Consider the following 13,824-nt stretch of genomic DNA (forward strand, 5'->3'; position numbering starts at 1 on the left):
GCGGCGGGCGGCTCCCACGCGAAAAGGGAGCAATCGGGCGAATCGGCCGCACCCGTCGCGCATACGCAACGCCCACGCGCCGGCACCGCCGCCGCGGGCATCGCGCACTGGCGCCCTGGCCCTGTTCGGGTAAAATACCGCGCTTTTCAGCGCACAGGTGGTCAAAGGCGCGCCGTATCGGCGCAGCAATTTTGACCGCCTAGAATAGCGGCGGCCGGCCATAAGCCGGCGCTCGTCGAGATCGGACACCACGACGATCCGTTTGACCCAGGAGAAACATGAAGAAGCTCGCACTGTGCGTAGCGCTCGCCGTCATGGCCACCGGCGCCATGGCAAAAGAATGGAAAACCGTCCGCATCGGGGTGGACGCCAGCTACCCGCCGTTCGAATCGAAGGCGGCCAGCGGCCAGATCGTCGGGTTCGACGTCGATCTGACGAAGGCGCTCTGCGCGAGAATGAACGTCAAGTGCGTGTGGATCGAGCAGGATTTCGACGGCATCATCCCGGCACTGAAGGGCAAGAAATTCGACGCGATCGTCTCGTCGCTGACCGTCACGGACAAGCGCCGCGAGCAGATCGGCTTCTCCGACAAGCTGTTCGACGCCCCGGCGCGCATGATCGCCAAAGCGGGCTCGCCGCTTTTGCCTACCGCTGAATCGTTGAAGGGCAAGCGCGTCGGCGTCGAGCAGGGCACGACCCAAGAAGCCTATGCCAAGGCCTATTGGGAGCCGAAGGGCGTGACCGTGGTGCCCTATCAGAATCAGGATCAGGTCTATGCGGACCTCACCTCCGGCCGCCTCGACTCGGCGCTGCAGGACGAGATCCAGGCCGACGCCGGTTTTCTGAAGACGCCGCGCGGCAAAGGCTTCGCGTGGGCCGGTCCGGAAGTGAAAGACCCGAAGACCATTGGCGAAGGCACGGCCATCGGTCTGCGCAAGGACGACGCCGATCTCAAAGTCATGTTCGATCGGGCGCTCGCGCAGATTCATCAGGACGGCACGTTCGCGAAGCTCGAGAAGCAGTACTTCGACTTCGAGATTTATCCGGGGCACTAGGCAAGACACCGGGCAGCGCGCCGGGCGCAGCGTGCCCGGACACGCTGTCACTGACATCCGGCTTGCCTCGTCAAAAGCAGCATCCGCGAAACTCGGGGCTCGCCCGCATGGGCTTCCCCCGGGCTTCGTAATACAGTCGGTCTAGTTTCAAAGAGAGTCGAAAAGCGCGCTGCAAGGCTGGCAACGGTCATGCAGTCATGATTTGCACAGCGGTGCGCTGTGCGCGGCGGATCACGGCGAGCCACGCTCGCGGCGATCCACCGCGCAGAGCCGGCCGCGTCTTTCGCGGTGCGTCGAGAAACGCATCGTCAAGGACCCCATATGTTCCTTCAAGGCTACGGCCCGCTGCTTCTCAGCGGCACCTGGCAAACCGTCAAGCTGGCGGTGTTGTCGCTGGTGCTCGCTTTCTTGCTGGGCCTTCTCGGCGCGGCGGCGAAACTGTCGAAGAACCGCCTCTCATACGGCGCGGGCACGGTCTACACCACGCTCGTGCGCGGCGTGCCCGATCTCGTGCTGATGCTGCTGCTCTTCTACAGCATCCAGATCTGGCTGAACAACCTGACCGATATGCTCGGCTGGGACCAGATCGACATCGACCCGTTCGTGGCCGGTGTCGCGGTGCTCGGCTTCATTTACGGCGCGTACTTCACCGAGACTTTCCGCGGCGCGTTTCTCGCGGTGCCGCGCGGCCAGCTCGAAGCCGGCGCGGCCTACGGCATGACGAACTGGCAGGTGTTCACGCGCATCATGTTTCCGCAAATGATGCGCTTTGCGCTGCCGGGCATCGGCAATAACTGGCAGGTGATGGTCAAGGCCACGGCGCTGGTGTCGATCATCGGTCTCGCGGATGTCGTCAAGGCGTCGCAGGACGCGGGCAAAGGCACGCTGCGGTTCTTCTTCTTCACGCTGTTCGCGGGCGCCATCTATCTCGTCATCACCACTGTGTCCAACTTCGTGCTGATGTACCTCGAAAAGCGTTACTCGACCGGCGTGCGAAAGGCGGATCTATGATCGAGATCATTCAGGAATACTGGCGCAACTATCTTTTTACCGACGGCTACCGCTTCACGGGCCTCGCGATCACGCTGTGGCTGCTGGTGGTGTCGATCGGACTCGGCTTTTGCCTGTCGATTCCGCTCGCGGTGGCGCGCGTGTCGAAGAAGAAATGGCTCGCCGGTCTCGTGTGGCTCTATACGTACATCTTCCGCGGCACGCCGCTGTATGTGCAGTTGCTGCTGTGCTATACGGGCCTGTACAGCCTCGAGATCGTGCGCAATCACGAGCTGACCAATGCGTTTTTCCGCGACGGCATGCACTGCACGCTGCTCGCCTTCACGCTGAACACCTGTGCATACACCACCGAAATTTTCGCCGGCGCGATCAAGGCCACGCCGTATGGCGAGATCGAAGCGGCGCGCGCGTACGGCATGTCGTCGTTCACGCTGTACCGGCGCGTGATTCTGCCGTCGGCGCTGCGCCGCGCGCTGCCCTACTACAGCAACGAAGTGATCCTGATGCTGCACGCCACGACCGTCGCTTTCACCGCGACCGTGCCGGACATTCTCAAGATCGCGCGCGACGTGAACTCGGCGACGTATCAATCGTTCAATGCGTTCGGCATCGCCGCACTGCTCTATTTGTGCATTTCTTTCGCGCTCGTGTGGCTGTTCCGCCGCGCCGAGCGCCGCTGGCTCGCTTACCTGCGGCCGCAAGGCAAATAAACCGGGGCACCGCGCCCGAGCATGCAAGCAAGCTCAAGGATTCTGATGAACACCAGGAAGCAAAAGCTCTTCGTCGATGAGCTTCACAAACAGTACGGCGATAACGAAGTCCTGAAGGGCGTGTCGCTGAAAGCCAATGCCGGCGACGTGATCAGCGTGATCGGCTCGTCCGGTTCGGGCAAGAGCACGATGCTCCGCTGCATCAACTTCCTCGAACAGCCGAACGCCGGGCGCATCTTCGTGGATGGCGAAGAAGTCCGCACGCAGGTCGCCAAGAACGGCGCGCTGCGCGTGTCCGACCCGAAGCAGTTGCAGCGCGTGCGCACCAAGCTCTCGATGGTGTTCCAGCACTTCAACCTGTGGTCGCACATGAACGTGCTCGAGAACATCGTCGAGGCGCCGATCAATGTGCTCGGCCTGAAGCGCAAGGAAGCGGAAGACCGCGCGCGCGAATATCTGGAAAAGGTCGGCCTCGCGCCGCGCCTCGAAAAGCAATATCCGTCGCATTTGTCGGGCGGCCAGCAGCAACGTGTCGCGATCGCGCGTGCGCTCGCCATGCATCCGGACGTGATGCTGTTCGATGAACCGACTTCCGCGCTCGATCCCGAACTGGTCGGCGAAGTGTTGAAAGTCATGCAGACGCTCGCCGAGGAAGGCCGCACGATGATCGTCGTCACGCATGAAATGGCGTTCGCGCGCAACGTATCGAACCACGTGATGTTTCTGCACCAGGGCCGCGTCGAAGAAGAAGGCCATCCCGACGAGGTGTTCAAAAACACGCGCAGCGAGCGCCTGAAGCAATTCCTTTCCGGCAGTCTCAAATAGCGAACATGTCGCACAACCTGGTATTTGAGATTTAAGCCAGGTTGTTAATCGCGGCTGTAGTCAATGTAGTTTTACAAGGCGCTTACGAGCGCCTTTTTTGTTTCGGTCACCTGCCTATTCTTACCTTTTCGGCAGCGAAAACCTCGTCGCCTGTCCTGTCGCCGAGCCTTTTCGCCCTACCCTGCCGTTTTGTAAGCGTCAATAGTGGCAATCCTTGATCTCCTTCTCACCAATCCGTGATTCCCTTATCACGTAAGGGTTTTCATCCTTTTTTACACCATTTCAAGGAGGCCTCTCACACCTCCGTATTGCAATTTGGCGACACAGCTCAACGCCGGTACTAATTTCTTCTCCCACTCAAGTCTATTTTTGATAAATTAGTAACCAAAGTAGCAAAACAAAGTTCATTAAAAGTAGTTTGACTTCAAAGCACAGAGGAGAACCGGTCGGCGTGGGATCGGCGTGACGACGAGACAGTCCCAAGACTGCACGTCAGGACAGGAGACCTAATCCGCCCGCTAATCTCCCTGGTACCGATTTCTGTTCGGCACGGCTTGCGTCCGAACACCATTCGCAGTACTGGGTTTCACTTTTTGACAGGGTATGGAGGAGAAGATGAAGAAAGCTTTGCTCGCCGCTGCGCTGATGTCGGCCGGCGTTGTTGCGCATGCTCAAAGCAGCGTGACACTGTATGGCCGTCTGGATGCGGGTCTCGAATACATCAGCGGTCTGCCGAACGCCAACTATACCGGTTCAACCTCGCGCTGGCGCGCGGAAAGCGGTGACTGGGGCACGAGCCTGTGGGGTATGAAGGGCGTCGAAGACATCGGCGGCGGCAACAAGGTTCTGTTCCAGTTGGAAGGCTCGTTCAATACGATGAACGGCACGGGTCCTGGCAACGGCGGCCTCTTCAATCGTTGGGCAACGGTCGGTCTGTCGAACAGCGCGTACGGTACGCTGACCATGGGCCGCATGCTCTTCATCTCGAACGGCGTGTGGGACTTCGACCCGTTCGGTCAGTCGAACTGGTCGTCGGCATCGCTGGTGCGTGGCCGCAACTGGCCGCAATCGAGCAACAACATCGCTTATCAGTCGCCCAAGTTCGCCGGCTTTGACGTGTACGGCCAGTACGCGCTGTCGAACGCGACGAACTGGAACGGTAACGGCACGACGCCGCAAGGCCGCGAAGCGGGTCTGCAGCTCACGTACACCTCGTCGCTGTTCCAGGTGCGCGGTCTCTACGACGAAATCCGCAACAGCGCAAACGGCAACTTCACGAACCCGTTCACCGCATCGCGTGAATACACGGCGGCAGTCAATGTGTTCCTCGGCCAGTTCAAGGTTCAGGGCGCGTACCAGGCAGTTCGCACGTCGTCGGCGGCTAGCGCGGCAGGCACCTCGCCGACCTCGCTCGATCACGAATGGGGTGGTGTGACGTGGCAAGCCACGCCGGCTGCCGCATTGATCGCTGCGGTGTACCACGTCAACGCGAACAAGGGCGGCGGCAACGCAACGATCTACACGGTTGGCGGTTCGTACAACCTGTCCAAGCGCACGCTGCTCGACATCCAGATCGCAACCGTGCGCAACAGCAAGACGGCCAACTTCGGCCTCGATGCCAATAACGCAGGCAATGGCGGCAATATCACCGCTTCGGACGGTACGGTCTCGTACAACGAGAACCCGCTGCCGGGCCACAGCCAGACCGGCGTGTACGCAGGTATTCAGCACACGTTCTAATCGAACGGTGCACCCCGAAGGGACTTCCCTTCGGGGTGAGTTCGAAGTTCTTCAAGAGAATCTTTTTCACGCTGCTGCGAGAGGCGCGTATCGGTGCGATGTCCGAAAGGGTATCGCACCGTTTTTTATTGTGACTGGCGCACTGCTTCGGTGCGCGAGCGGCTTCAGACTGCCGCTTCGTTTTCCTCGCCGGTGCGAATGCGAATGACGCGCTCCACGTCAGCCACGAAAATCTTGCCGTCGCCAATCTTCCCCGTGCGCGCCGCGCCGATGATCGCGTCGATCACCTGATCGCACTGCGCGTCCGCCACCACGACTTCGATCTTCACCTTCGGCAGGAAGTCGACCACATACTCCGCACCACGATAAAGCTCGGTATGGCCTTTCTGCCGGCCGAAGCCCTTGACTTCAGTAACGGTCAGGCCCGTGAGGCCGACTTCTGCGAGCGCCTCGCGCACTTCGTCGAGTTTGAACGGTTTGATGACTGCGGTGATGCGCTTCATGGCGAACCTCGTCTCGTGATCGGAAGAGTGAAAGGAAAATGGATGATTTTTATTCTACGCTGCGCCGGATGCATTGCGGCACTCCGGCGCCTGCTGCGATTTGCGCTACGCGCGTGCTTCGATAATGGCGAGTCGAACGGCGCCGCTTACTCCACCGGCTCGGTGTAGCGCGAGGTGATCGGATAGCGCCAGTCGCGGCCGAACGCGCGATGCGTGACGCGAATGCCGATCGGCGCCTGGCGGCGTTTGTACTCGTTGATCTTGATGAGCCGCGTGACGCGCTTCACGTCTTCGGCCGCATAGCCCGCGGCGATGATTTCCGCGAGCGAGCGGTCCTCTTCCATGTACATGCGCATGATCGCGTCGAGCACGTCGTACGGCGGCAAGCTGTCCTGGTCGGTCTGGTTCTCGCGCAATTCCGCCGACGGCGCGCGCGTGAGAATCCGCTCGGGAATCACGTCCTGCCTGCTGAATGCCGTGGACTGATTGCGGTAATGACACAGCCGGTAAACAAGCGTCTTGGCGATGTCCTTGATCACCGCGAAGCCGCCGGCCATGTCGCCGTACAGCGTGCAGTACCCCACGGCCATCTCGCTCTTGTTGCCGGTGGTCAGCACGATCGAACCAAACTTGTTGGAGAGCGCCATCAACAATGTGCCGCGAATGCGGGCCTGGATGTTCTCCTCGGTGGCGTCTTCCGCGCGGCCCGCAAACTCCAGCGCGAGCGAGCCGCGGAACGCGTCGAACATCGGCGCAATCGCGATCTCGTCGTAACGCACGCCGACGCGGCGCGCCATGTCGGCGGCGTCGGTCGTCGAAATATCCGCCGTGTAGCGCGACGGCATCATGACCGCGCGCACGCGGTCCGCGCCGAGCGCGTCGCACGCCACCGCCAGCACCAGCGCCGAATCCACGCCGCCGGACAGGCCGATCAGCGCGCCCGGAAAGCCGTTCTTGTTCACGTAGTCGCGCACGCCCATCACGAGCGCGGCATAAACCTGCCCTTCGAGCGAAAGTTCCGGCGCGACGCCGCGCTTTGCCTGTTCGGCCGACGGCACGCCGTTTTCGAATTCGACGATCGCGGTCGCTTCCTCGAATTGCGGCATCTTCGCGATCAGCTCGCCCTTTCCATCGAGCACGAACGAGCCGCCGTCGAACACCAGCTCGTCTTGCGCGCCGACCATGTTCACGTAGACCATGGGCAGCCCGGTTTCGCGAATCCGCGCGCGCAGAATGTCAAAGCGCACCGCTTCCTTGTTCAGATGGAACGGCGAACCGTTCGGTATCAGCAGCACTTGCGCGCCCGCCGCCTTCGCCATTTGCGCCGCCGACGCATGCCACGCGTCTTCGCAGATCACCACGCCGTACTTCACGCCATCGAGTTCGAAGACGAACGGCTGCGGGTCGGACGCGAAGTAGCGCTTTTCGTCGAACACCTCGGTATTGGGCAGATCCTGCTTGCGATACGCGCCGGCCACCTTGCCGTCGACCAGCAGCGAAGCCGCATTGAACGTGTCGATGGGCGGCACGCCGCGCTCGATCGGCGCGTTTGCATTACCATGACCGTTCGCTGCGTCCCGCTGCGGATGGCCGACGATCACATGCAAGCCGGCAAACGCCTTGAGTTGCGCCGCGAGGTCCGCCAACGCCGCGGCGCTCGCGGTGTAGAACGCGGGACGCAGCAGCAGATCTTCGGGCGGATAGCCGGACAGCGCGAGTTCGGGCGCGATCAGCAGCTTCGCGCCGGCGCTGTGCGCGTCACGCGCGGCAGCAACGATCTTCGCGACGTTGCCGGCGAAATCGCCGACGGTGACATTGATTTGAGCAAGAGCGATTCGTGTCTTCATGGCAGGATCGACAGGCAAGCAATGGACTTGCGAGTCACGCGGCTTGTTATTGGCTCGACAAAACGGGCAGTTTGGATAAACGAACGACGCAGTGCCGATTGCTGTAAAACACGCACCGCGCCGCTCATTGAGAACAGTCACAGATTGAATCAGGAACGCTTTGATTATCGCACGGGCATTCTGGCGTCGCCCTCGGAGGTGGACGCGGCCGAATGGAACGCCCTTCTCGCTCAGCAGCCGCAGCCCACGCCATTTTTGCGGCACGAGTTCCTGAGCGCGCTGCATGCGACCCGCTGCGCGGTCGCCGATACCGGCTGGGCGCCGCAATTTGTCACGCTGACCGATCCGCGCACGGACAAGCTCGCGGCGGCCGCGCCGGTTTATCTGAAAGGCCACTCGTACGGCGAATATGCCTTCTTATGTCGGGCCCGGACCCCGACTGACTGACCGACCATTCGTAAACCCTTATTTAATAAAGCTTCTTCGTTTCCTACGCTGCATCTTGCAGGTAGGGCACAGAACGACGAGGCAAGTCCGCGACCATCGCCCTCCTACGCCCGCCACACCTCAATTCAAGGAGAGGCCGCGCCGTGGAAGCTGTCGAACAGACCACACATGTCTGGTCCAAACGAACGCTGAAGCTGTTATGCGTCCGGAGGAATGTCGATGGCGAGACAGCAGTAGTCAAAACCTTAGATTTGGTGAGCACCGGTTACCGACAAGGTGGGCTACTTGAAGCAATGATTGACAGTGCAGAGTGCCCGATAATGGACACCCGGGCTGAGGCACTGATACGTATATTTAAGAGCGCCGCCGGTACACCAGAGGTAAAACGAATCTTTAACACCTCGGTCGCCGAACTGTACCCACATGACATTTCAGCGCTCATCTCTCATCTCGACGATGTTGTAGCCGGCTACGGCGGCACTTCTCAAGCGCACTATATTTTCTGCATGCGGCACTTCCTCGTGCAGTGTCGTACGCCACTCGCGGACGGCGAGCTTATAGAACGGGTCAAACTCACAAGCAGACACAAAAACCGTCACAGAACGAAGACCCCGGAACATAATGTCTACGCCAACGACATTTTCGACGAGAATTTCCTAGCAAAAGAAATAAGTTCGATTGATTTCGAAGACTTGGCCGAGCGCGATGAGAAAGCAAAAGAAATTTTATATAAATCAGCAGCCGAAACACGAGCCGTTTGCGAACAAATAATCACACGACACGACGCCCTGGTCGAGCATCTCCATCGACTCAGCAACACGAAATTATCCGAGTCCATCTCCAAGGGCATTCGAAACTCGGTTGAAGGAGGACGCCAGCTCTACAGAAATTATTTGGGAAAAAATTCTCCGGAGGATTTGCTGCACCTCTACACACATGCCATCGACAAAGCCGAAGCTCACAAAGGAACTCGAGTATGGATATATTTCCCCGAAAAACTCTCTCAGTTTTTGTCCCTGCAGAACTGCCTCCCGCTTGAAACCTTCCCAATGCTGCTTTCCAGGCATTACCTACCTAGGACAGTCGTAATCGCTTGCATCATCCTACTCCTAGATAACATCGGATGGAATTGGCCAACCTTAATGACAGTTAGCCCAGAAAACATAATAAAGGGCGACTCGGGATACATAATTCAGGGCATCAAACACAAGACTGGCCAAATTCAAAAAACCAAATTAACTGATTTACCAGAAGCCGATGATACCGATTTTGATGACGTTGAACTGGATGAAGAAATCCCAGAACTACCATCGAAGAAGATTACAGACCGGTTGTGCATACACGCCCTCGACCTCTTGATGCAACACCGAGACAACATCGACAAGCACTTCAAACCCAAGTCGAAGTCTATTTTTGTATCGATGAGATTCAATCGACGCGACTCGGGAACCTTCAAGTTTTCTATCGGCAATCTCCCCGGAAATTTAAAAATACTTTGCCAGTTAACTGGACTTGAAGAATTCACATTTCAAGATTTGCGGCGTCGCGCTGCGCACATCCGGTATTTAGCAACTGGCAGAGACATTATTCAGACACAGCTCTTCTTGGGGCATGCCGCTTCAGACGTAACTACAGTCTACCTAAATAGCACAATCATCCGTATGCTCGGCGAAGCTAACTTGCTGAAGTACGTGACATTGCTCTCCGACTGCGTGCTTTATGCAACGGGCCGTAAAAACAAGCTAGATGAGAAACAACTGGCAAGAGTGGAGAAAAATAATCTCCTCCTTTTCCCACCAAGTACCCTTGAGGACAAGGGAGTCGATTGTATTGCAGACCGATGGGTAGATTCCTTCGGCAAGATGCCCTTCCGCATCGGAAAGCCAGAGATAGCACACATCGCATTGCAATATCGACTTTACACCAAAAACCTGACGACCCTCATGCACGCGGGACACGAGCGATTTGTCTCGATACACCTACCTCGCATTGTGTTCTGCTGCGCCCTATATCAAACCGTTGCCGCCGGCCCCTTCTCTCAAGAACTTAAGCGATTCGAGGAAGAATATGCAAAATACAGCTAAGCACGCCGCAACCAATCTGACGACAAAACTGCTATCCGAAGGAAAAAGCTGGCGGATTCTCAGCGACTTCAATAATTCAACTATAGATATTGACATATCTGAAAGCATCAAGGTTAGGGGCTCCCGAATTCGCGAATTTGATACAGACTCAGTTCTAATAAACACATGCGGCGGAAAGGGCCTTAACCCGGGCAACGACAGAGAGGCTATTGAGCCGGGCACCGACAGAGAGGGCCTCGGGCCGGGCATCTACAAATTATCGCAATATGACCATTTGCGCGCCCCGATGTTAAATGCACTGAACTCCGCTCTAAGAAGTAGCGACAGAGCGCCCGCACAAGCTTTCTCCAACAGCATAAGACTCACAACGCGAATCTACTCCTATATTTTTCGACAAGGATTCACCCACCTGGCAGAACTCAAGCGCGAGGACATCAACCAGCTATCTGCGGAAGTATCCGAACTTGGGTGGTGGGACTTGTTACAGTATCAGAAGGCACTTCTTCAGGAGGCGAAAAATATCCTGAAAGATTCCGAACGTCTTTTTCATATTGCCACCAAACGCGACGGAAGATGGGTGTTCAGTCCCGAGGCGCTATCTTTCAAAATAGGCTTACCAATTAACGGGAACGATATTCCAAATTGGTTTCGAACGGCCACCGTCACAAAGGAAATCCCGCCCCTCGAATCCTTCGACAGGCCTGAAAAAGCTGGCCCTTCCAGAGGAGAGCATCAGTCGACGCTAACGGCCATTAACAGGCTTGCATCGCTGGGGGAAGGATTCGACCGCATTCGCTTCAACCCGTTTCGACGCTTTGGCGGAGAACTAAGCGCTGGTGACAAGCGTCGCGCGAATACATTGAAGAGCCACCTTTCCGCCTCCTCCGGCCATCAAGCTGAGGTTGCCGAAGCCGCCCCCCAAAACTCTTCACAACAGCGGCCCGCTGCCACTACCCAACAGAACGACGAGCTCTCTCCACTGGAAGCTCTGGGATTGGAAGTTGATGCGTTAACGGTGGAAGAGAATTTACAACAGAACGCGGAAGCACCTAGTCAACATGCAACGCCGAACATGCCCCTTAGCGTCGCAGTCGCTGGCTTCAAAGAAGCGTTGCGCTGGCAATATGATTACAAGGCTGCAATCCTTGAGGTACTCGGAATTCTACGCGATTCTTTGGAGACAGAAATTACTAACGGGAGAGTTCTCCCTAGGCCTTTTACCGAAAAAGTAGTCAACCAAGTTAACGGCATTCTGGCTGCGGCTGGCGTTCCCATTCAGGTTAATCGAGCGAGCAGGTTTGGCGACGACCCCGACAACGACAACACTGCCGCCGCACTAATCAATACCACACTGTTCGCTCTGTTCTTCAACATTGCGACGAATCTCGGCCGTCGGCCAGCAGAAATTCATGGAGGGGGGAATTCCAAGAAATCCTACGGACTCTATCGAGGTTGCTGCGTTAGGGTCTCGGACAAGATTCCATTTTATCGAATTGAAACGTACATCCAAAAATCCATTGGGGATTACGCCACTTCTTGGTGCAATCAGTTGGTTGCTGATGCAGTAAGCTTTCTCGAAGAAATTTTTCAGATTGCTCGACCGCTGTTCACATCTCAATTGCCTGCCGAAGCCAATTTAGAGGTCGCTCGTACAGAAAAGCTCTTTGGTTTTCCTCACTTCACTGAGCGGGGGTTCAAGTCAGAGCGCCCCATTTTCGATGCTCGACAAGCCTCGAACATTTTCTTTCGGCTGGCCGGCATCGACCCCAAAATGTTTTTTGGGCGGCAGATGCCTTTCAGGCGCACGTTCATGACGCTCTATGTACACCGATACGACTGTCCTGAACTGCTAGCGTTGCAGCAGTATATGCGCGATTTCTCCATCGAAAGTCTGCTCGCTTACTATCGAGACAAAGCGAATTGCCTTCCCGAGGACAGCATCCAGGCACACTTTGACAAGTTTGAAAGGGAAGCCCTCAACATCGCAAGCATGCTGCAAGAGGCACGGAAGAATTATCTAATCGAAATTCTCACCGACCTTCTCTCCGGCCAACGCCGCTTCGGAGGAGCGTTCCCTCGGGTGGTACACGCGCTCCTGAAGCGATTGTCTCTGCCGGAGAACTTCAAGGACGCGCCCCTCTCCGAGAAAGCTGAGTGGGTTGCAGACGAGCTTGAGCAACGCGGGTATCGAATGGTCGAAGGCAACACTCCCTGCATGGCTGGAAGCGCCGGCAAGACCAAGGAGAACTCCAACTGCTTTGACGGCGAGCACCTGAGGGTCGACCAGGCTTCCCCGAGTATGTGCTCTGGGTGTGTCCACGCCATTCCGACCGAGAACAACCTTTCCATCTACGAAGAAGAAATGGAATCCGCCATGAAGACTGCGAACGACAAGCGCCTGCCGCTTGCGCTACGCAAAGAGGCGCAAGCACTGATTGAGACGCTCAAGCAAGTGATTGCGTCCGAGAAGGAGCTGGCCGAAGGCACTCGTGTCCGGTTCCAGAATTTCGCCAACACCTGGAACACGATTCGAGAGGAGCTCAAGACATGACCGAGCGTAAGGAAACCAAGTCACCACTTGCGTTGCAGGCCCGTGAAGCCATCGAAGCGAAGCTCGCCGTCCTGAGGCTATGGATTGAGACCGGCATTCCGTGGGTCAGAAATGATGAGGGCCGTTGCGTCTGCGACGAAAAGGATGAGCTCCAACTAGACTACTTCCCGAAAGATATGCAGGGTCTTTCGCAATGGATGCACGAATCTCAATGCCGCTACACCCTTCAAAAGTACCCCGCCATCCTAACTTTTCGGTCTTTTAGTCGTGGCACGTTAGACGCGCCGCACAACAGTACGTTGAAGGACGACATACGCTCGCTGTTTGATGCACTCGAGCAAGCTGCGTCCGCTCAGCTGCGCAAGACTAAGTCGAAACAGGACCTCGCGGACGCACAAGCAGACGGAGACCAGAAGCAGAGCTACATCGACGCGCTGGAACGAGAGATTGTGAAATACCGGGAACAAGCACGGGTTGCCAACGAAGAGCTGAAAGAAACGCGAGCCCTGCAAGTCCGTCAAAAAAGGCACTACGAGGACGAGCTTCAGAAATTAAGCGGTCGAGTCACGGAGGCTCTACCTCGGCGTAAAACCGTGGTGTCGCTTGGAAAACGAGCGAAGTCGGACACCCCGCCCGGCCGAGACGGAGAGGAAGAATGAGCACCAAGGCATCGTCTCTCGAGAAGAAATTTGAGAACGCGGCCCGGCTCAGGACCTGGATGTCTAAGACCAGTCTTGCTCAGGTTCCGGTCAACCAGTTCGGGAAAGCGGCACGAACACCTATCTGCAAAACACTCAAGATTCCGCCGTCCACCGTCCAAACCAATGGTGAACTCGCCGCGCTGTTCAAGGTCCTCGACGCCAACCTCGAAGAATGGCGCAAACAGCCAAACAGGAAGCGCCTCCCGAAGGTCTCTCTGACGGAGGAACTGCAGGACGAATGCCGCGCACTTAGAAGTGCTCTAGCCGAGCAAGGTACAGCCATGAAGCTCCTGCAGTACCTCGAAGACAACGGCCTTGTGCTCCGTGCAGAGCCCATTTCGAGACCTTGA

Annotated in this window: 11 protein-coding genes and 1 pseudogene; 10 read left to right on the forward strand and 2 right to left on the reverse strand. The window is 57.2% G+C overall.

Annotated features, from left to right (window positions below):
• Nucleotides 1-278 precede the first annotated feature (278 nt).
• The 5 genes from VOM14_RS16135 to VOM14_RS16155 all read left to right on the forward strand — a co-directional run bounded on the left by VOM14_RS16135 (nt 279) and on the right by VOM14_RS16155 (nt 5,341).
• Nucleotides 279-1,055, forward strand: coding sequence for an ABC transporter substrate-binding protein (locus VOM14_RS16135; RefSeq protein WP_327629718.1), 777 nt, complete (start codon nt 279-281; stop codon nt 1,053-1,055).
• Nucleotides 1,056-1,376: 321 nt separating this feature from the next.
• A complete protein-coding gene (locus tag VOM14_RS16140; RefSeq protein WP_327629719.1) occupies nt 1,377-2,066 on the forward strand; it encodes an ABC transporter permease in 690 nt (229 codons plus the stop codon).
• A complete protein-coding gene (locus VOM14_RS16145) occupies nt 2,063-2,776 on the forward strand; it encodes an ABC transporter permease (protein ID WP_327629720.1) in 714 nt (237 codons plus the stop codon). Before VOM14_RS16140 ends, VOM14_RS16145 begins: the two co-directional genes overlap by 4 nt.
• 45 nt (nt 2,777-2,821) lie before the next feature.
• Nucleotides 2,822-3,601 carry an ABC transporter ATP-binding protein gene (locus tag VOM14_RS16150; protein WP_327629721.1) on the forward strand — a complete coding sequence of 260 codons (780 nt, stop codon included), beginning with the start codon at nt 2,822-2,824 and terminating at the stop codon, nt 3,599-3,601.
• 615 nt (nt 3,602-4,216) lie between these two features.
• The gene (locus VOM14_RS16155) at nt 4,217-5,341 is read left to right on the forward strand and encodes a porin (protein ID WP_327629722.1); all 1,125 of its coding nucleotides are present in this window, start codon (nt 4,217-4,219) and stop codon (nt 5,339-5,341) included.
• A gap of 164 nt (nt 5,342-5,505) precedes the next feature.
• Here the strand turns inward: VOM14_RS16155 and glnK are convergent, their stop codons facing one another.
• Together glnK and VOM14_RS16165 are read right to left on the reverse strand one after the other, a co-directional pair.
• Nucleotides 5,506-5,844, reverse strand: coding sequence for a P-II family nitrogen regulator (glnK, locus tag VOM14_RS16160; protein ID WP_327629723.1), 339 nt, complete (start codon nt 5,842-5,844; stop codon nt 5,506-5,508).
• Nucleotides 5,845-5,990: 146 nt separating this feature from the next.
• A complete protein-coding gene (locus tag VOM14_RS16165; protein WP_327629724.1) occupies nt 5,991-7,691 on the reverse strand; it encodes an NAD+ synthase in 1,701 nt (566 codons plus the stop codon).
• A gap of 144 nt (nt 7,692-7,835) precedes the next feature.
• Here VOM14_RS16165 and VOM14_RS16170 point away from each other — a divergent pair.
• From VOM14_RS16170 to VOM14_RS16190, 5 genes and pseudogenes are all read left to right on the forward strand, one after another.
• Nucleotides 7,836-8,108 (forward strand): annotated as a pseudogene (locus VOM14_RS16170) (peptidogalycan biosysnthesis protein); the annotation flags it as partial.
• A 173-nt stretch (nt 8,109-8,281) separates the two neighbouring features.
• Nucleotides 8,282-10,222: a hypothetical protein gene (locus VOM14_RS16175; RefSeq protein ID WP_327629725.1), complete on the forward strand. Its 1,941-nt coding sequence runs from the start codon at nt 8,282-8,284 to the stop codon at nt 10,220-10,222.
• Nucleotides 10,206-12,773, forward strand: coding sequence for a hypothetical protein (locus VOM14_RS16180; RefSeq protein WP_327629726.1), 2,568 nt, complete (start codon nt 10,206-10,208; stop codon nt 12,771-12,773). The genes VOM14_RS16175 and VOM14_RS16180 overlap by 17 nt, the downstream gene beginning before the upstream one ends.
• Nucleotides 12,770-13,432 carry a hypothetical protein gene (locus VOM14_RS16185; RefSeq protein WP_327629727.1) on the forward strand — a complete coding sequence of 221 codons (663 nt, stop codon included), beginning with the start codon at nt 12,770-12,772 and terminating at the stop codon, nt 13,430-13,432. The genes VOM14_RS16180 and VOM14_RS16185 overlap by 4 nt, the downstream gene beginning before the upstream one ends.
• Entirely contained in the window at nt 13,429-13,824 is a 396-nt protein-coding gene (locus VOM14_RS16190) for a hypothetical protein (protein ID WP_327629728.1), read from the forward strand. Before VOM14_RS16185 ends, VOM14_RS16190 begins: the two co-directional genes overlap by 4 nt.

The organism is Paraburkholderia sp. MPAMCS5 (assembly GCF_036016995.1).
Lineage (GTDB): Bacteria > Pseudomonadota > Gammaproteobacteria > Burkholderiales > Burkholderiaceae > Paraburkholderia.

Excerpts from the sequence above, each read along its gene's own strand:
- VOM14_RS16165 (WP_327629724.1), bottom strand. The coding sequence starts at position 7,691 with ATGAAGACACGAATCGCTCTTGCTCAAATCAATGTCACCGTCGGCGAT.
- VOM14_RS16185 (WP_327629727.1), top strand. The coding sequence starts at position 12,770 with ATGACCGAGCGTAAGGAAACCAAGTCACCACTTGCGTTGCAGGCCCGT.
- VOM14_RS16155 (WP_327629722.1), top strand. The coding sequence starts at position 4,217 with ATGAAGAAAGCTTTGCTCGCCGCTGCGCTGATGTCGGCCGGCGTTGTT.
- VOM14_RS16140 (WP_327629719.1), top strand. The coding sequence starts at position 1,377 with ATGTTCCTTCAAGGCTACGGCCCGCTGCTTCTCAGCGGCACCTGGCAA.
- glnK (WP_327629723.1), bottom strand. The coding sequence starts at position 5,844 with ATGAAGCGCATCACCGCAGTCATCAAACCGTTCAAACTCGACGAAGTG.
- VOM14_RS16145 (WP_327629720.1), top strand. The coding sequence starts at position 2,063 with ATGATCGAGATCATTCAGGAATACTGGCGCAACTATCTTTTTACCGAC.
- VOM14_RS16190 (WP_327629728.1), top strand. The coding sequence starts at position 13,429 with ATGAGCACCAAGGCATCGTCTCTCGAGAAGAAATTTGAGAACGCGGCC.
- VOM14_RS16135 (WP_327629718.1), top strand. The coding sequence starts at position 279 with ATGAAGAAGCTCGCACTGTGCGTAGCGCTCGCCGTCATGGCCACCGGC.
- VOM14_RS16180 (WP_327629726.1), top strand. The coding sequence starts at position 10,206 with ATGCAAAATACAGCTAAGCACGCCGCAACCAATCTGACGACAAAACTG.
- VOM14_RS16150 (WP_327629721.1), top strand. The coding sequence starts at position 2,822 with ATGAACACCAGGAAGCAAAAGCTCTTCGTCGATGAGCTTCACAAACAG.